This window comes from Pseudonocardia hierapolitana, from assembly GCF_007994075.1.
In the GTDB taxonomy this organism is placed as follows: domain Bacteria; phylum Actinomycetota; class Actinomycetes; order Mycobacteriales; family Pseudonocardiaceae; genus Pseudonocardia; species Pseudonocardia hierapolitana.
This window is the reverse complement of the sequence record NZ_VIWU01000001.1, coordinates 2,433,800-2,451,494: the sequence shown is the minus strand read 5'-3', so window position 1 is coordinate 2,451,494 and position 17,695 is coordinate 2,433,800. Positions and strand designations below refer to the sequence as shown.

17 protein-coding genes are annotated in these 17,695 nt (G+C 73.9%); 4 read left to right on the top strand and 13 right to left on the bottom strand.

All coding sequences use genetic code 11. The features are described from left to right. The 5 genes from FHX44_RS11620 to FHX44_RS11600 form a co-directional block, all read right to left on the bottom strand. Window positions 1–780: a DUF899 domain-containing protein gene (locus tag FHX44_RS11620; protein ID WP_147255699.1), complete on the bottom strand. Its 780-nt coding sequence runs from the start codon at window positions 778–780 to the stop codon at window positions 1–3. 127 nt (window positions 781–907) lie between these two features. Continuing rightward, the gene (locus FHX44_RS11615) at window positions 908–2,347 is read right to left on the bottom strand and encodes a GuaB1 family IMP dehydrogenase-related protein (protein WP_147255697.1); all 1,440 of its coding nucleotides are present in this window, start codon (window positions 2,345–2,347) and stop codon (window positions 908–910) included. 138 nt (window positions 2,348–2,485) lie between these two features. Beyond that, window positions 2,486–4,036: an ATP-dependent DNA ligase gene (locus tag FHX44_RS11610; protein ID WP_147255695.1), complete on the bottom strand. Its 1,551-nt coding sequence runs from the start codon at window positions 4,034–4,036 to the stop codon at window positions 2,486–2,488. 136 nt (window positions 4,037–4,172) lie between these two features. Continuing rightward, window positions 4,173–5,345, bottom strand: coding sequence for an EAL domain-containing protein (locus FHX44_RS11605; RefSeq protein ID WP_147255693.1), 1,173 nt, complete (start codon window positions 5,343–5,345; stop codon window positions 4,173–4,175). 126 nt (window positions 5,346–5,471) lie between these two features. Then, window positions 5,472–6,875 (bottom strand): class II fumarate hydratase, encoded by a 1,404-nt coding sequence (locus FHX44_RS11600; protein WP_147255690.1) that lies wholly within the window; start codon window positions 6,873–6,875, stop codon window positions 5,472–5,474. A gap of 352 nt (window positions 6,876–7,227) precedes the next feature. Here FHX44_RS11600 and FHX44_RS11595 point away from each other — a divergent pair, with 352 nt between their 5' ends. Then, window positions 7,228–7,998 (top strand): helix-turn-helix transcriptional regulator, encoded by a 771-nt coding sequence (locus tag FHX44_RS11595; protein WP_147255688.1) that lies wholly within the window; start codon window positions 7,228–7,230, stop codon window positions 7,996–7,998. Between the two features lie 14 nt (window positions 7,999–8,012). Here FHX44_RS11595 and glpX read toward each other — a convergent pair whose 3' ends face one another. After that, entirely contained in the window at window positions 8,013–9,089 is a 1,077-nt protein-coding gene (glpX, locus tag FHX44_RS11590; protein WP_147255686.1) for a class II fructose-bisphosphatase, read from the bottom strand. A 183-nt stretch (window positions 9,090–9,272) separates the two neighbouring features. Between glpX and FHX44_RS11585 the strand changes: the two genes are divergently transcribed. Next, complete coding sequence (locus tag FHX44_RS11585; protein WP_147255684.1) at window positions 9,273–9,869, top strand: DUF4245 domain-containing protein; 597 nt, start codon at window positions 9,273–9,275, stop codon at window positions 9,867–9,869. A 17-nt stretch (window positions 9,870–9,886) separates the two neighbouring features. Here FHX44_RS11585 and FHX44_RS11580 read toward each other — a convergent pair whose 3' ends face one another. The 4 genes from FHX44_RS11580 to FHX44_RS11565 form a co-directional block, all read right to left on the bottom strand. After that, a complete protein-coding gene (locus tag FHX44_RS11580; RefSeq protein WP_147255682.1) occupies window positions 9,887–10,891 on the bottom strand; it encodes an FAD-dependent oxidoreductase in 1,005 nt (334 codons plus the stop codon). A 1-nt stretch (window position 10,892) separates the two neighbouring features. Beyond that, complete coding sequence (locus FHX44_RS11575; protein WP_147255680.1) at window positions 10,893–11,312, bottom strand: hypothetical protein; 420 nt, start codon at window positions 11,310–11,312, stop codon at window positions 10,893–10,895. A 33-nt stretch (window positions 11,313–11,345) separates the two neighbouring features. After that, window positions 11,346–12,047 (bottom strand): hypothetical protein, encoded by a 702-nt coding sequence (locus FHX44_RS11570; protein WP_246170319.1) that lies wholly within the window; start codon window positions 12,045–12,047, stop codon window positions 11,346–11,348. Between the two features lie 70 nt (window positions 12,048–12,117). Continuing rightward, window positions 12,118–13,020: a TetR/AcrR family transcriptional regulator C-terminal domain-containing protein gene (locus FHX44_RS11565; protein WP_147255678.1), complete on the bottom strand. Its 903-nt coding sequence runs from the start codon at window positions 13,018–13,020 to the stop codon at window positions 12,118–12,120. Between the two features lie 192 nt (window positions 13,021–13,212). On the opposite strand from FHX44_RS11565, the gene FHX44_RS11560 reads away from it, so the two are divergent. Next, on the top strand, window positions 13,213–14,436 hold the full coding sequence (locus FHX44_RS11560) for an FAD-dependent monooxygenase (protein ID WP_147255676.1): 1,224 nt from the start codon (window positions 13,213–13,215) through the stop codon (window positions 14,434–14,436). A 109-nt stretch (window positions 14,437–14,545) separates the two neighbouring features. Here the strand turns inward: FHX44_RS11560 and FHX44_RS11555 are convergent, their stop codons facing one another. Genes FHX44_RS11555 through FHX44_RS11545 form a run of 3 tightly spaced genes read right to left on the bottom strand, consistent with a single transcriptional unit; the run spans window position 14,546 to window position 16,625 of the window. Further along, window positions 14,546–14,764 (bottom strand): exodeoxyribonuclease VII small subunit, encoded by a 219-nt coding sequence (locus FHX44_RS11555; protein WP_147255674.1) that lies wholly within the window; start codon window positions 14,762–14,764, stop codon window positions 14,546–14,548. Next, a complete protein-coding gene (gene xseA / locus FHX44_RS11550) occupies window positions 14,761–16,041 on the bottom strand; it encodes an exodeoxyribonuclease VII large subunit (protein WP_147255673.1) in 1,281 nt (426 codons plus the stop codon). The genes FHX44_RS11555 and xseA overlap by 4 nt, the downstream gene beginning before the upstream one ends. Continuing rightward, window positions 16,038–16,625 (bottom strand): lipid droplet-associated protein, encoded by a 588-nt coding sequence (locus FHX44_RS11545; protein ID WP_147255671.1) that lies wholly within the window; start codon window positions 16,623–16,625, stop codon window positions 16,038–16,040. The genes xseA and FHX44_RS11545 overlap by 4 nt, the downstream gene beginning before the upstream one ends. 111 nt (window positions 16,626–16,736) lie before the next feature. Here FHX44_RS11545 and FHX44_RS11540 point away from each other — a divergent pair, with 111 nt between their 5' ends. Beyond that, entirely contained in the window at window positions 16,737–17,693 is a 957-nt protein-coding gene (locus tag FHX44_RS11540; RefSeq protein ID WP_147255669.1) for a 4-hydroxy-3-methylbut-2-enyl diphosphate reductase, read from the top strand. Window positions 17,694–17,695 lie beyond the last annotated feature (2 nt).

Genomic DNA, 17,695 nt, shown 5'->3' with positions numbered 1-17,695 from the left:
TCAGTGGTGGTGGTCGTTCCGGCCGAGGGTCTCCACGGGGGTCGCGCCGGGACGGGTCCACTGCGGGACGGGCCGGCCGGTCGGGCCGAAGGTGGCGTTCCCGTCGGCGTCCGAGCGCCAGTACCAGCAGGCGTCGCGGCCCTCGGGCCCGCCCTCACGGTTGTCCTCCCACGCCTCGCCGCGGCCGTAGGGCGTCATGTCGAGCAGACCCATGGACCCCTCGACCGGCTCGATGCCCCGCCCGGTCGTGGAGTAGGTGAGGAACACGCGGTCGCCGGCGCGCAGGAAGCAGGTGATGTACCCCATTTCTCCGCCGACCGGCGCGTCCACGTCGCGCACCGAGTACCAGGGCTGGCTGTAGCCCATGAACTCGACGAAGGCGGCCACCTCGTCCCACCGGCCCGTCGTCAGGATGGCGAACGAGACGCCGCGGGCGTTCAGGTAGACGGCGTCCTTCACCTGCCAGGCCGTCAGGGTGCAGCCCTCGCACTGCCCCTGGTGCGGCGCGCCGTCGTACCACATGTGCTTGTAGACCACGAGCTCGTCGCGGCCCTGGAACAGGTCCAGGAACGGGACCGGCCCGTCGGGGCCGACGACCTCGACCGTCCCGTCGAGCTCCACCATCGGCAGCCGACGACGGGCCGCTGCGATGGCGTCGCCCGCGCGCGTGTGGGCCTTCTCGCGGACCAGGAGCTCGTCACGGGCCGCCTGCCAGGTGGCCAGGTCGACGACGGGCGGCCGACTGCGCAGGGCGGTGGTCGGGTCGGGCGTGGTCGTCATGGGTCCTCCGCGGTGTCTCGGGCCGGCCGGCGTCGCACGACGGCCTACGACAACAGACCTGCGACCCGGCCGGAACTCATCGCCTGGATCCGGACATCGATCGCCGCGGCGGCGATGAGGAGGCTCCTCAGAGACCGTGCGGGGTGCCCTCGGTGAAGCCGGCGGTCGTCTGGACCCCCACGGCCGCACGCTCGTGCAGCTCGTCGAGGGTCCGTGCGCCGGTGTAGGTGCACGCCGAGCGGACGCCGGAGCAGATCTCGTCGAGCACGTCCTCCACGCCGGGCCGGACCGGGTCGAGCAGCTGGCGGGAGCTGGAGATGCCCTCTTCGAACAGGGCCTTTCGGGCGCGGTCGAACGCGCTCTCGTCCCGGGTGCGGGCGCTCACGGCGCGCTTGGAGGCCATACCGAACGACTCCTTGTACGGCCGCCCGCTCTCGTCGCGCTGGAGGTCACCGGGCGACTCGAAGGTACCGGCCAGCCACGAACCGATCATCACCGCGGAGGCGCCGGCCGCCAGGGCCAACGCGACGTCGCGCGGGTGGCGCACGCCGCCGTCCGCCCAGATCCGCACACCCAGGTCCCGGCCGGCGGCCGCGCACTCCAGCACGGCGGAGAACTGCGGTCGCCCGACGCCGGTCATCATCCGCGTGGTGCACATCGCGCCCGGCCCCACGCCGACCTTGACGATGTCGGCGCCCGCGGACGCCAGGTCGCGAACGCCCTGGGCCGTGACCACGTTGCCCGCAGCCACCGGAACGGCCGAGCCGGCGTCGGAGACCGCCTTCCGGACGGCACGCAGCGCGTCGAGCATCCTGTCCTGGTGGCCGTGCGCGGTGTCGACCACGAGCACGTCGACTCCCGCGTCCAGCAGCGCCTTCGCCTTCACCCCCACGTCGCCGTTGATCCCCACCGCGGCCGCGGTGCGCAGCCGGCCCGCGGCGTCGAGCGTGGGGCGGTAGAGCTCCGCCCGCAGCGCCCCGAGCGCGGTGAGCAGGCCCGCGAGCCGGCCGTCGGAGTCCAGCCCGAGCGCGACGCGGCGGGACCCCAGCGCCTCGAACACCTCGCGAGGGCGCGTGTCGAGCGGAAGCACGAGCGGATCGGGGTCGAGCACGTCGCGGAGCCGGGTGAAGCGGTCGACGCCGGTGCACGCCGCCTCGTCGACGGTGCCGACCGGCCGGCCGCCCTCGTCCACCACGACGACCGCGCCGTGCGCCCGCTTCGGGAGCAGGTTGAGCGCGTCGGCGACGGCGTCCTCCGGCGTGAGCACCAACGGCGTGTCCCACACCGGATGCCGGGACTTGATCCACCCGACGATCTCGGCCACCGCCTCCGGCGCCACGTCCTGCGGCAGGACGGTGAGCCCGCCGCGGCGGGCCAGCGTCTCGGCCATCCGGCGCCCGGCCACAGCCGTCATGTTCGCGGCGATGACCGGCACCGTGGCCCCGCAGCCGTCGGCGGTGGTGAGGTCGACGTCGAACCGGGACGCCACCGACGACCGGCCCGGGACGAGGAAGACGTCGTCGTAGGTGAGGTCGTGGTTGGGCTCTTGCCCGTCGAGGAAGCGCACGAGACGACGAGTCTACGCGCGTGCCGCCCAGTCCGTGACCTCGTCCTGTGACCGGGGGAGCGGCCGGACCTCCCGCACCCACTCGCACCTCACCCACGGCCACACTCTCGGAGGACACGGCGACCGGCGGCAACGCGGTCACTCGCGCAGCAGCGCCCGCACCGCGTCGATCGTGTCGGCCTCGGCCGGGGTCTTGTCGGGGCGGTACCGCAGCACCCGGGCGAACCGGAGCGCGACGCCGCCCGGGTAGCGCGGGCTGCGCTGCACGCCGTCGAGCTCGATCTCGACGACCAGCTCGGGGCGCAGCAGCACCTCGTGGCTGTGCTTACCCGCCCCGCTGGCTCCGCCGGCTTCCGTCCCACGGGGTTCCTCCCGCGCGAGCCCCGGGAAGGTCGCGGTCTGCCACGCGAGAAGCTCGTCGGTCATGCCCTTGAACGTCTTGCCGACCATGATCGGCTCGCCGCCGTCGGGGTCGCGGGCGCCGAGGTGGATGTTCGACAGCGAGCCCGTGCGGCGGCCGTAGCCCCACTCGGCGCCGAGCACGACGAGGTCGAGGGTGTGGACCGGCTTGACCTTCTGCCACGCCCGGCCGCGCCTGCCGGCCGCGTACGGAGCATCCAGGGACTTGACCATGACGCCCTCGTGGCCGGCTTCGAGCGCGCGTTCGAGCAGCTCGGCGGCCTCCTCGGGGGAGGGCCGCACCGCCCCGGGCATGCGGTGGGCGGCCGTGGCACGCTCCAGCGCGTCGAGCCGGACGCGCAGCGGCTCGTCGAGCAGGTCGGCGCCGTCGAGGTGGAGGCAGTCGAAGAAGAACGGCTGCAGCAGCAGCTCGCCCGCTGCCGCCCCGAAGCGGCTCATCGTCTCCTGGAACGGGCGCGGCCTGCCGTCGTCGCGCAGCGCGAGCGTCTCGCCGTCGAGCACGACCGAGTGGCAGGGCAGGGAACGCACCAGCTCGACCAGCTCGGGGACGCTCGACGTGATCTCCCGCAGCGTGCGCGTCCAGACCCGCACCTCGTCGCCCTGGCGGTGGACCTGGATGCGGGCACCGTCCAGCTTGAACTCGACGCTCACCTCCGGCGCGAGCTCGGCCAGCGCGGTGTCGAGGCTGTCGGCGGGGGAGGCCAGCATCGGCCGGACCGGCCTGCCGACCTGCAGCGCGACGGCTTCGAGGCCCGCGACGCCCTCCGTCAACGCGAGCCGGGCCGTGGCCGGTAGCAGCCCGGAGAGCATGAACGCCCTCCGCGCGACCGCGGCCGGGACCTCTGCGGCCGCGGCGATGGCCTCCAGCATCACGCCTTCGAGGGCACCCTGGCGCAGCTCGCCGGTGAGCAGCCGGCGCAGGAAGGCCTGCTCCTGAGCGGTGGCGGCGCCGAACAGCTCGCCGAGCAGCGCGGCGCGGCGGGCCGTGGAGCCGCTGCCGGTGGTGGCCGCCAGCTCGTCGAGGGCATGTTCGACCGCGAGGACCTCCAGCGTGGGCCGCTCGGCGGGACGGGCGTCGATGCCCGCGAGCGTGCGCCAGCCGGTGCCCAGCCGGTTCTGCCGGGGCTCGCCGGCCAGCCACGCGGTGGCGGGCTCGATCTCCTCGTCCGCGGCGGAGCGGAGCAGGGCGGCCAGCGCGGCCGTCTTCGCCGTGCGGGCGCGGGTGGCCCCGACCGCGGCGGAGGTGGCGACGACGTCGGCGAGCAGCACGCACCCATCCTGACAGCGGCCACCGACAGCCGACGGGATCGGACCGCGATCGAGGTGCGGGAACGTCGGACTCGCCGCGTCGTGACGCCGGACTCGCCGTGTCCGACGCCGGACTCGCGCGGATCCGGGGGACGCGTCAGGCGGCGGGGGTCGCGGTCGTCGCCTCCTGCAGGAGGTCGGTGACGCGGACGATGCCGGTGCACACCCCCGCGTCGTCGAGCAGGACGATGTCGTCGTAGCTGCGCTCGCGCTCGCCCGCCAGGCAGAACTGCAGCGCGGTGCGGACGTCGGTGCGGGCCGGGAGGGTGCGCGGCGGCTCGGCGAGCGCCCGCGCGGGGCGGTTGGCGTAGAGCGCACGCCCGAACGGCCCGGAGATCGCGAGCATGAAGCGGTTGCGGTCGAGGAACCCGGTCGGGCGTCCGGAGGGGTCGAGCAGGACGACGCTGCCGGCCTGGGGGTGGTCGGCCAGCGCCTGCCGGACGCTCTCGGCCGGCACGTCATCCCACAGGGTGACCGCGGCCTGGCCGAGGCCCGCCACCGGCGTGGGCGGGGCCTCCGTCCGCTGTGCGGGGACGACGGCGCGCCTGCGGGGCATGAGGTCGGCCGGCAGGAGGATGCCCTCGGTGGACGGGCGCCTGCGCGGCTCCGCGAGCAGCGAACCCTGGGCCCAGGTGATCCCGAGGTCACGCACCGCGGCGAGCTGCTCCGGAGTGGCCACGCCGGTGGCGGCGAGCCGCACGCCGACCGCGCGGCACACCTCGACGACGGCCTGCGCCACGGTGCGCGCGAGCGGCTGGTACGGCAGCCGGGCGACCAGGTCGCGCTCGAGCTTGACGAGGTCGGGCGCCAGTTCGGCGACGAGTTCGAGGCCGAAGCCGCGGGCGGGACCGTCCAGGCCGATCCCGAAGCCGGCCGCCCGCAGCTCGGCCACGCCCTCGGCGAGCGCGTCCGCGGGCGCGGCCGACAGCGCCGGGTTGATCTCCAGCAGGATCGGGGGCGCGGGGTGGCTGCCGTCCCGGGACAGGAGCGAGCCGCGCAGCTGCCCGATCCGGCGGCGCGCGGCCACCACGGTGTCGGCGAGCACGTCGACGTGCAGCGGAACGGTGGCGTCGTAGTCCGTGCCGTGCAGCACGGAGGCGATGGCGATCCCCGAGTCGAATTCGGCGAGCTGGCGCGTGCCCCACACGGAGTTGCGCGCGACGTACTCGACCTGGTCCCGCGCCTGGCAGCGCAGCACCTCGAGCCCGACGGGCCGGCCGTTGACGAGGTTCAGCAGCGGCTCGAACGCGAAACGGCCGTGGTCGCTCATCGTGCACTCCTTCCACTCGCGCCGGGCGATGCAATCACGCACGGGTGCAAGAGGTGATGAACGATGAGTGAAACTTCACGGCTCGTAGTCGGGTTCACCCCCGTTCGGAGCAACCGAGGCGCCTGATCAGCGTTTGCCGCCGCGCGCCATCGCCAGGACGTCGAGGGCGGCGTCGAGCTGCTCGATCGTGAGCTTGCCGTCGTCGACGTGCCCGCGCTCCATCACGACCTCGCGGATCGTCTTGCGCTCCTTGAGCGACTGCTTCGCGATCGAGGCCGCCTCCTCGTAGCCGAGGTAGCGGTTGAGCGGCGTGACGATCGACGGTGAGGACTCGGCGAGCTCACGCGTGCGCTCCAGGTCGGGCTCCACACCGTCGACGACCTTGTCGGCGAGCACCCGCGCGGCGGCGGCGAGGAGCCGGGCCGACTCGAGCAGGTTGCGGGCCATCACCGGCATCATCACGTTGAGCTCGAGGTTGCCCTGCGACCCGGAGAACGCGACGGTGGCGTCGTTGCCGATCACCTGGGCGGCCACCATCATCGTGGCCTCGCAGATCACGGGGTTGACCTTCCCCGGCATGATCGAGCTGCCCGGCTGCAGGTCGGGCAGGCGCAGCTCGGCGAGGCCGGTGCGCGGGCCCGAGCCCAACCAGCGGATGTCGTTGGCCACCTTGAACAGGGAGACGGCCACGGTCCGCAGTGCGCCGGACGCCTCGACCAGGCCGTCGCGCGCGCCCTGCGCCTCGATGTGGTCCTCGGCCTCGGTGAGCTCCTGCAGGCCGGTGGCGGTGCGCAGCTCCTCGACCACCCGTGCGGCGAACCCCTCGGGGGCGTTCAGCCCGGTGCCGACCGCGGTGCCGCCGATCGGGAGCTGGGCCAGCCGCGGCAGCACGTCGCGGACCCGCGCCGCGCCGTACTCCATCTGCGTGGCCCAGCCGCCCGCCTCCTGGCCGAGCGTGATCGGCACGGCGTCCATGAGGTGCGTGCGCCCGGCCTTGACGACGTCCGCCCAGTCCTCCGCGCGGCGGCGCAGGGCGGCGGCGAGGTGTTCCAGCGCGGGGACGACGTCGTTCAGCAGCGCCTCCGTGGCGGCCACGTGGATCGTGGTCGGGAAGACGTCGTTGGACGACTGCGAGGCGTTGACGTGGTCGTTCGGGTGCACGTCGACGCCGGAACGGGCGGCGATCGAGGCGATCACCTCGTTGGCGTTCATGTTGGAGCTGGTGCCGGAGCCGGTCTGGAACACGTCGACGGGGAAGTGCTCGTCGTGCATGCCGGCGGCGACCTCGTCCGCGGCGGCGGCGATCGCGTCCGCGAGCTCGGCGGGGAGGACCCCGATCTGCTTGTTGACCCGTGCGGCAGCGCCCTTGACGAGCCCGAGTGCGCGGATCTGGGCGCGTTCCAGCCCGCGCCCGGAGATCGGGAAGTTCTCGACGGCGCGTTGGGTCTGCGCGCGCCAGAGTGCGTCGACGGGCACCTTGACCTCGCCCATCGTGTCGTGCTCGATCCGGAACCGGTCGTCGGTGGACATGCGGCCAGTCTTCTCCCACAGGCGGGCTGCGTGCATCAAGGGGTGGCGGCGCCCACCCCGCCGGAATACGCAGTTGTGCGTATCCCGCTGCGGGGCCGCAGGCGCCACCATCGGCGGGTGCCGTTCTCCCGCTTCCGCCTCCACGAGCGGCCGCGCCCGAGGGGCGGGAGCGGGTTCCACGAGCCCGGGAAGAACGAGCGTGCCGGGCCGGCGGCCCACCCGGCCGCGCGGTGCTGCGGGAAGACGGCGCCGCGGTGCTGGTGTCCGCTGACCGTGGGAACCGGGCCTCCGCGCGGGTGAGGGTTGCCGTGGCGCGCTAACGCCGCCGCGTCCCCCTGGCGAGGCCATCGCCATGGACCGCACCCGCGAGCGGAGCTGGCTGGGCCTGGTGGGCGATCTGCTGTCCGCTCCGCTCACCGAGCTGCCCGACGAACGGATCGCCGCGCAGTTGCACGCGAGCTTCGGGCTCCTCGCCGCGGCCTACAACTACCGTGAGCCGGGGCGCGGCGCCGTGCAGCGGGTGTGGCCGCGCGGCGAGCAGTTCTGCGGGCACCGCGCCGAGGTCGACCACTGGGGCGCGTGCTGCGTCCCGGCGTGCCACCCGATCCTGCGCTACTACCTCGCGACCGGCGACTGGCGGGCGATCCAGGTGGCCGACGTGCCGGCGCGGTTCGCGGACGAGGCGGCGCAGGCGAGCTGGCGGGAGGTGGCCGTCTCGTGGGGAGTGCCGTCGCAGCTGGCGCTGCCCCTGCACGTCGGCCAGCACAGCCACCGCGCGTTCGTCCTGGGGCGCGCCGACCCCTTCACCCCGGACGAGGTGCAGCTGGCGCTGACCGTGCAGCACCTGCTCCGCGGGCTCGACCGCCAGGTCGTTGCCGCCCGGACGGGCTTCGGCGGGGGCGCTCGTGACGTGGCCACCAGCATGCACCTCACGCCGCGCGAGCTCGCCGTGCTCGGGGAGCTCGCCGACGGCCTCACCGCCGCCGCGATCGGCCGCAAGCTGCTGATCACCGAACGCACGGTGCACAAGCACCTCGAACGGCTCTACACCAAGCTGGGCGTCGGTGACCGGCTGGCTGCGGTGCTGCAGGCACAGCGCCTGGGCCTCCTCCCGGTCCGATAGGGGTCGGACCGGGTTCACGGCAGGGGCGGCGGCGTGTGCTCCCCGGCCTCCAGCTGCTCGGCCGACAGGTCGAAGTTCACAGAGGAGTACTCACGGAGCTTCGTGAGCCGGTGGTAGCCCTCGATCATGCGCACGGTGCCGGACTTCGAACGCATGACGATCGACTGCGTGGTGCAGCCGCCCGCCCAGTAGCGCACGCCCTGCAGCAGGTCGCCGTCGGTCACGCCGGTGGCGCAGAAGAAGACGTTGTCGCTGCGGACGAGCTCGTCGGTGGTGAGGACCTGGTCGAGGTCGTGGCCCGCGGCGACGGCCTTCGCCCGCTCCTCGTCGTCGCGCGGCCAGAGCCGCCCCTGGATGGCGCCGCCCATGCACTTGAGGGCGGCCGCACTGATGATCCCCTCCGGGGTGCCGCCGATGCCGATGAGCAGGTCGATGCCGGTGTTGGGGCGGGCCGCGGAGATCGAGCCCGCGACGTCGCCGTCGGAGATGAACTGGATGCGCGCCCCGGTGCTGCGGATCTCCTTCACGAGTGACGCGTGCCGCGGGCGGTCCAGCACGCAGACCGTGACGTCGCTGACCTCGAGGTGCTTGGCACGGGCGACGCGGCGGATGTTCTCCCCGATGGGCGCGGTGATGTCGATGACGTCGGCCGCCTCGGGGCCGACGGCGAGCTTCTCCATGTAGAACACGGCCGAGGGGTCGAACATCGCGCCGCGCTCGGCCACCGCGAGCACGGCCACCGCGCCGGGCATGCCCTTCGACATCAGGGTGGTGCCGTCGATCGGGTCGACGGCCACGTCGCATTCGGGGCCGGTGCCGTCGCCGACGTGTTCGCCGTTGTACAGCATGGGCGCCTCGTCCTTCTCGCCCTCGCCGATCACCACGACGCCCCGCATGGACACGGTGCCGATGAGCTGGCGCATCGCGTCGACGGCCGCGCCGTCGCCACCGTTCTTGTCGCCGCGTCCCACCCAGCGGCCCGCCGCCATCGCCGCCGCCTCGGTGACGCGGACGAGCTCCATCGCGAGGTTGCGGTCCGGTGCCTCGCGTCGGCTCTCGCGTGGGGTCGCCACGCCCTCGGATGTGGTCATCTCGCCCTCCTTCTCCCGCGGCGACGGTGGCGCGGGCCTTGTGGAGTTCGATCCTCGCAGATGCCGCGACGGTCCGAGGTCGTGTCGATCCGCACTGAGACCATCAGCACGACAAGACCACCAGCACGACAAGACCACCAGCACGACGAGACCATCGGCACGACGTGATGCACGATTGAGGTCGTGAGCTCCCAACCCGGCCCGCCGGCGAAGCCGCCGCGTTCGGCACTGAAGCTGCGCGACATGTTCGGCGCCCTCGCCGTGCTCGCGCTGGTCGTGCTCGTCGCGGGCGGGCTGTCGCGCTCGTGCACGTTCGCGCCCACCGGCCCGACGGTCGACTCGTCGCGGCTCCCGGTCGTCGACGTTCCCGCCGAGCTGACGCGGCTCGCCGTGGACTCCACGTTCCCGCTGCGCGTCCCGGCGGTGCCGGACGGCTGGCGGGCCAACGCGGTGGACCGGACGTCCCTGCCCGAGGGCGGCCGCGTCGTGAGCGCCGGATTCCTCACGCCGGAAGGGCGGTACCTGCGCCTGCAGCAAGGTGATGCCAGCGAGGAGGCGATGCTGCGCGCCGAGGCGGGCGGCGCGGCCGCGCAGGCGCAGGGCCCCGTCGACGTCGACGGGCAGCAGTGGGTGGCCTACGCCGGGCAGCGCGGCGAACCGATCTGGATCACCGATGTCGACGGGGTGCGGGTGCTGGTGACCGGCAGCGGGAGCGAGGCGGACTTCCGGGTGCTCGCCGCGGCGGCGGTGCGCGGCGAGGTCATCGCGCCGCGCCGCTGATCAGACCGCGCCGCTGATCAGACCGCCTCGCACGCGGCCGCGAGGGTCGCGCCGAGCACCGGGGCGAATTTGAACAGGTTCTCCCCGTGCACCGCGACCACCCGGTCGGCGCGCTGGACCCGGAACCCGTCGCCGAGGCCCGGGATCGGCGTGCAGTAGACCGTCTCGATGATCCGCGGTTCCACGGTGAGGTGCTCGCGCGCGTACTCCAGCACCGCTTCCCGCGAGGCCGCGGTGGCCGCGTCCCGCCCGACCTCCCACCTCGTGACGGCCGGGTCGAGGTGGCCGCCGACGGCCCACCGGCCGGGCCCGCTCGCGTGCTGGTAGGTGCCCAGCCCGGTCGCGGGGAGGTCGATCCAGCTCCGCCACGGAACTGCGGGATCGACCGGGAACGTGAACCGGGCGTGGTGCTCGATCTCGTCCGGGACCGCGATCCCGACCCGCGCGGCGAGCGCCGGGGTGCCGGCCCCCGCGGCCAGGAGGACGGCGTCGAACCGGGCCGGCCCGCTCCGGGTCCACACGTGACCGTCGGCGTCGACGGCGTCGACCGGTTCGTGTCGAAGAGCTCGCTCCGTGAGGCCGGTGAGGTACTCCCGGACCGCGTCGACGTCGACGACCCCGCCGGACGGGTCGAGCAACGCCTCGGTCGGAGCCAGGCGGGCGGGCAGCCGGAGCCCGTCGGGGTCCGGCTGCATCTCGAACAGCGCGCCCGCCGCCTCCATGGCCGCCGCCCACGCCGGGACGTCCGCACCGCTGATCACGCATCCGGAGGGGACGATCATGGGGCGGCCGGCCCGCTCCGCCCACCGGTCGAACCCGACACGGGCGTCGGCGGCCCGCGCCACCAGCTCCGGCTCGCGGTGCGCGAACCGGAAGATCCGGGACGACCCCACGGACCGCTCCGCCATCGGCTCGTCCGCCCGCTCGTAGCAGACCACCTGGGCTCCGCGCTCCAGCAGCGCGGCGGTGGCGGACAGGCCCACCACCCCGGCACCGACCACCGCCACCCGCATCCGCGCCATCTCAGAGGTACTCCGCGTCCGTGCGGTCCTGCGGCGCAGGCGGCGGGAACGGCATGAACCGGAAGCGGATGCCGCTCGCGCTCGCGGTGAAGGCGTCGGTGTCGGGCACCGCGGGGTCCTCCTTCTCGACGGTGATGATCCCCATGGCGCTGATCGTGTCGAGCCGGGCGAGCAGCCCGGCGAGCGCCATGGACGAACCTTCGGGCGGGAACGCGGTCTGGGCCAGCGTGCGGTGCAACGCCGTGACGGTCCAGCTCTCGCGGTAGCCGCTGCCGACCGAGGTGGCGAGCACGACGTCGAGCAGCCAGTGCGACGGCGTGTCCCGGAGGCCTGCGGTCGAGTGCGCCTCGATGCCGATGACCTGGTCGGCGCGCACCAGCCCGTCGGAGTGGGTCTGCACCCACACGCTCGTCAAGGTCACCGCGCTCACTCCCGCTCGCTCCGGACCGGTACGTCACGGACGAGTCTCGCCGATTGCGGCCGCGGTGTCCCCGTACTGCATCCGTCCGGCGGCCCTCGGTGCCCGCAGGGCACGCCGTCGCACGACGGCCGCCGCCACCACCGACAGCAGCGACAGCACGGGTGTCGGGAACCCCACCACGGTTCCGACGGCGATGTCGACGAGCGGGGCGAGCACCGCCGCGGCGAAGAGCGCGGCCGGCGCTGTCGGGAGCCGGACCGGGCGGCCGGTGTCGCGGTGGCGGGCCCAGCGCGTCCGCGGCCACGGCTTGGTGACCGACAGCCACGCCTGGAAGCCGAGCGCGCCCGCCATCGCGGCCGTTCCGGCGACGAGAGCGGGTTCGGCGTGGACGGTCGCGGCGGTCTCGCCGAGCGCGTCGGAGAGCAGGAAGATCCCGGCGTAGAGCTGGCCGAGCGTGAGGGCGAACTTGGTGAGCACCCACCGCTGGTGGATCAGCCCCCACGCCGTGCCGAGGGAGAGCACCAGGCCGGTGGACGCCGACGCGTTGGCCAGCGGTGCCAGCAGGACGGTGTCGAGGAAATGGGCCATCGCCGTCGCGCTCGCCGCGTGGGCCGGGTCCGAGACGGAGAGGGCGAGCAGCGCGAGCAGGGTCAGAGCCAGCGCCATCCAGCCGAGGGACGTCACGACGTGCAGCCACACCGTCAGCTGCCGCCACGTTCGATCGTTTCCGGGCACGTCCGAAATGTGCCCGGGCCGGCCGGAGATGTGATCGGGAACGACCCCGATCCCACCCCTGGTTGTCGGGTCAGGGCAGCACACCCCGGAGGCCGTCGAGCAGGCAGCGCAGGCCGAGCTCGAACAGGGCGTCCAGGTCGAGGTCGAAGTCGAGCACACTGATCCGCCGGACGTGCGGGAAGTCCCCTCCCGCGGCCAGTGACGTGAGGGTGCCGGCGTGCGCGTCCATCCACTCGTCGGCGGTCAGGCCGCTCTCGGCCTCGGCCTGGGCCTCCGACTCGAGGTTCACCGCCATGCCCCGCACGTAGCTGAACACCATGATGTGGATGTTGAAGGCCCGGTCGGGGTCCAGGCCGAGCCCGTCGAGGGCGGCGAGCACCCACTCGGTGTAGCGGAGCGCGCTCGGCACGAGCTGAGGGCGGGTGAGCGACATCGCGGGGGCGAGCCAGGGATGGCGGCGGAAGACGGCCCACTCCAGCCGCGCGGCGATCTCCAGCGCCTCGCGCCAGTGCGGCGAGGCCTGCGCAGGCAGCGGCTCCTCGCCGAAGGCCCGGTCGATCATGAGCGTGACGAGCTCGTCCTTGCTCGCGACGTGCTGGTAGAGCGTCATCGTGGGGATGCCGAGATCGGCCGCGATCCGGCGCATCGACAGCGTCGCGGGGCCCTCCGCGTCGGCGATGGTGATCGCGGCACGGACGATGTCGTCACGCGCCGGGCTCGGGCCCGCCCCGCGGCGCCGGGCGGGGCGCGCGCTGGACGGACGGACGGCGACGACCGTGCCGACGCCGCGCACCGACCGCAGCACGCCCTCGTCCTGCAGGAGGGACAGCGCCCTGGTGGCGGTGGCCATCGCAACGCCCCAGCGGCGGGTGAGCTCCCGGGTGGACGGGACGCGGTCACCGGGGGCGAACTCGCCCGCCGCGATGCGCGAGCGGAGGTCGGCGGCGATGCGCGCGGAGGTGGTCTCGGTCACGTTCCGTCTCCCGGAAGAAGGGTGCACTAGTGCGGCTGGGCGCTGGGCGGCGCTTGTCGCGCGGGATGCGCCGATGTTAGTGCACTAGTGCTCTCGCCGGATAGCCGCAGGTAAGCAGGGCTAACGTAGTTGCTGCCCGGTGTCCGTACGACGTACGGTCCTTCGCGTAGAAGAACCGAAGGGAGTCGTACGGTGCACGAGAAGAGTGTCCTGATCTCCGGTGGCGGTATCGCAGGCCCGGCCCTCGCCCACTGGCTGGCGCGCTCCGGCTACCGGCCCACGGTCGTGGAGCGGTCGCCCGCTCCACGTCCCGGCGGCCAGACGGTCGACCTGCGCGGCGCCGGTCGCACCGTCGTCGAGCGCATGGGCCTGCTGCCCGCCGTCCGCGCGGTCACGGTCGAGGAGCGAGGCATCGCCTACGTCGACACGAACGGTCGGTCGCTCGGGCAGATGTCCGCGGAGGCCTTCGGCGGTGAGGGCGTCGTCGCGGAGATCGAGGTGATGCGTGGCGACCTCGCCCAGGTCCTCCTCGATGCCGCCCGGGACGGTGTCGAGTACGTCTACGACGACGCCGTCACCGCGATCGAGCAGGACGAGGACGGTGTCCTCGTGCGGTTCCAGCGCTCGGCCGAGCGCCGGTTCGGGCTCGTGGTCGGCGCCGACGGGCTGCACTCCGGGGTGCGGGCGCTGGCGTTCGGGCCGGAGGAGGGGTTCGTCCGCCCGCTGGGGTGCGTCACGGCGTTCTTCACGGTGCCGGACCGGTACGGGCTCGACGGGTGGATGCGGATGTACAACGCGCCCGCCACCATGCTCGCGCTGCGCCCGGATCGGGTGTCCGGCCGTGTCAAGGCGCTGATGGGGTTCCGCACGCCGCCGACGGGCGTCCACCGGCGCGACGCCGCCGCGCAACGCGCGCTGCTCACCCGGACGTTCGCAGGTACCGGGTGGGTGGCCGACCAGGTGATCGCCGACCTGCAGGACAGCAGCGACCTGGTCGTCGAGGAGCTCGGTCAGACGCGCATGGAGTCGTGGTCGTCGGGCCGGGTCGTCCTGCTCGGCGACGCCGCATGGTGCCCGTCGCCGCTGTCCGGCCTCGGCACGAGCACCGCGCTCGTGGGTGCGTACGTGCTGGCCGGCGAGCTGGCGCGGGCCGCAGGTGACCACCGCACCGCCTTCGCCGCCTACGAGGCCGTGATGCGCCCCTACATCGCCCAGGCGCAGGAGCTGCCGCCCGGCGGCGTGAACGGCTTCGTGCCGAGGACGCGCCTGGAGATCGCGCTCCGGACGCAGGCGGTCCGCTGGATGAACCGCTGGCCGCTGCGGAACCTCATGGCGGCCCAGTTCGGCAAGTCGGACGCGATCGAGCTCCCCGACTACGCGGTTTCCCCTCCGACGAGCGGCGCGTTCGTCGGATAGGTACCGACACGCTGCATGTCTGAGGGCTGCGCGCGGCGAAGCGAGCGCGGAGCCCTCAGTGGCACGACAGCGCCGCTCGTCGGAAAGGGGCGGGGCTCAGTCGGACGCTTCAGTCCGAAGCGTCGGCCTCGTCCAGCACCTTCTGCACCCGTTCCCGGGCGCCGGCCAGCTGCTCCTCGCAGCGGCGGGCCAGCGCCTCACCGCGCTCCCACAGGGCCACGGACTCGTCGAGACCGAGGCCGCCTGCCTCGAGGGCGCGGACCACCTCGGCGAGCTCGTCGCGGGCCTGCTCGTAGCCCAGCCCGTCGACGCCGGGGCGTTCGTTCATGTCGTGCTCGCCTTCGTCTTCTTCGCTCGTGTGCCGTTCCGCTTCGCGGCGGTGTCGCCGACCGTCGCGGCCACGGCCCCGTCGGCCACCCGGATCCGCAGGCGGTCACCCGGCCCGACCTCGTCGACCGAGCGCAGCACCGGCGGCGGGCCGGCACCGTCCTCGGTCACCCGCTGCACCACCGCGTAGCCCCGGGCGAGGGTGGCGGCCGGACCGAGGGTGGCCAGCCGGGCGCGGACGTGCTCGAGGTCGTCGGCGCGCCGCTCCAGCCCGCGCTCGACGCACGTGCGTGCGGCCTCCCGCAGCCGCTCGACCTCCACCGCGCGGGCATCGACGGCGCGCAGCGGCTCGGCCAGCACCGGGCGGCCGCGCAGCGCGGAGAGCAGGCGCTCCTCGCGGTCCACCCAGCCGGCCAGTGCCCGGCGGGCCCGGTCGCGCAGCCCGGCGATCCGCGCGGTCTCCTCCCCGATGTCCGGCACGAGCCGCCGGCCGGCCTCGGTGGGGGTGGAGCAGCGCACGTCGGCCACGTGATCGACGAGCGGGGTGTCCGGCTCGTGCCCGATCGCCGAGACCACCGGCGTGCGGCAGCCGGCGACGGCCCGGCAGAGCGTCTCGTCGGAGAACGGCAGCAGGTCCTCGACGCTGCCGCCGCCGCGCGCCATCACGATGACGTCCACGTCCGGGTCGCGGTCGAGCACGCCGAGCGCGTCGACGATCTGCGGCACCGCGAGGGCGCCCTGCACGGCGACCGACTCGATCCGGAACCGGACCGCGGGCCAGCGGGCCTGCGCGTTCGTCACGACATCGTGCTCCGCGGCCGACGCGCGGCCCGTGATCAGGCCGATGCAGCGCGGCAGGAACGGCGGGCGGCGCTTGCGGGCGGGGTCGAACAGCCCCTCGGCGGCCAGCAGCCTGCGCAACCGCTCGATGCGCGCGAGCAGCTCCCCGATGCCGACGGCGCGGATGTCGTCGACGCGCAGGGAGAGCGTGCCGCGGCCGAGGAAGAACGAGGGCTTGCCGTGCACGACGACCCGGTTGCCCTCCGCCACCGCGGGACCACCGTCGCGCACCAGCCCGATCGGGGCGGTGAGCTGCAGCGACACGTCGGCCGCCGGGTCGCGCAGCACCAGGAACGCGGTACCGGTCCCGGCTCGCGCCGTGACCTGGGCGAGCTGGCCCTCCACCCAGACCGCACCGAGCCGGTCGACCCACTCGGCGATCTTGCGGGCAACCGTGCGTACCGGCCACGGCTGCTCCGGCGAGGTCGGTCCGGTCACCCTTCCGTGACCGTCGTGAGCCGGTTGGAGAGCATCGTGACGAACGGGGCGCGGTTGTCGTGCGTGGTCTCCCACTCGAGCAGGGCACGCAGGTCGTCGGCGGTGAGGTGGCGCAGCCGCCCGCGCAGCTGCGGGATCGTGAGGTCCTGGTAGCCGGGGAGCGCGTTCGGCCCGGTCGCCGCGGGCTCGGCGGGCTCGGTGTGCTGCAGGGTGTCGCCTTCCGCTGCGGCCGCGGTGGCCGCAGCGGCCGTCTCGACCGCCGTGTCGGCGGGCGGGTTCGGCTGCCGGTACGGCCGCAGCTCGGTGACCGCGCTCGCCCCGTTGCCGGAGGCGGACGTGTCCTCCTCGTCGTCGAACGTGGCCCAGCTGGGCCGTTCCTCGACGGGCCGGAGCGTGCCCAGTGCCTGATCGCCCTTGATCGCCAGCTCCGTGACCTTCTGCTGCACGCGCATGGACGCCTGCAGGGCCTGGCTGACGGCGGTGACGGGCAGCTCGACCACGAGGCGCGGCAGCTCCCTGGCCTGTTCCACGGCGGACGCGACGAGGCCGGCGGCGACACGGACCGGCAGCGGCAGCGGGCTCATACCCACAGTCTCCCCCGCAGTACCGCCCTCACAACCCTGGGGCCCGTCGAAGAAAGTGCGGTTCGTCCCTAGTGGCGGCGTGCGCGCGACAACGGTCCGTAGGCTGGGGGCATGTCGGGTGCTACGAAGCGCGTCCTGCTGGCCGCGCCGCGCGGGTACTGCGCGGGCGTCGACCGGGCCGTCGAGGCCGTCGAGCAGGCGCTCGAGCAGCACGGCCCGCCGGTCTACGTGCGCAAGCAGATCGTGCACAACGTGCACGTCGTCGAGACCCTCACCGAGCGCGGCGCGATCTTCGTCGACGAGACCGACGAGGTGCCGGAGGGCGCGCTCGTCGTGTTCTCCGCCCACGGTGTCTCGCCCGCGGTGCGGGACCAGGCGAAGGAGCGGGGGCTGCGCACCATCGACGCCACCTGCCCGCTCGTCACCAAGGTGCACGGCGAGGCGAAGCGGTTCGCCCGCGAGGACTACGACATCCTGCTGGTCGGCCACCACGGGCACGAGGAGGTCGAGGGCACGTCCGGTGAGGCTCCCGAGCACATCCAGCTCGTGGAGACCGCGGCCGACGTCGCGAGCGTCGAGGTCCGCGACCCGGAGAAGGTCGTGTGGCTCTCGCAGACCACCCTGTCGGTCGACGAGACGATGGAGACGGTGCGGGCGCTGCGCGAGCGGTTCCCCGGGCTGCAGAACCCGCCGAGCGACGACATCTGCTACGCCACCCAGAACCGCCAGGTGGCGGTCAAGGCGATGGCGCCGCAGTGCGACCTCGTCCTGGTCGTGGGCTCCAAGAACTCCTCGAACTCGGTGCGGCTCGTCGAGGTGGCGCTCACCGCGGGCGCCGGGGCGGCGCACCTCATCGACTACGCCCGCGAGATCGACGACGCGTGGCTCGAGGGCGTCGACACGGTCGGGCTCACGAGCGGCGCGTCGGTGCCCGAGGTGCTCGTGCGCGGTGTCCTCGACCACCTCGCCGAGCGTGGCTGGGAGTCGGTCGAGGAGGTCAGCACCGCCGAGGAGACCCTCAGGTTCTCGCTGCCCCGCGAGCTGCGGCCCGCTCGCTCGGCCCGTTAGCC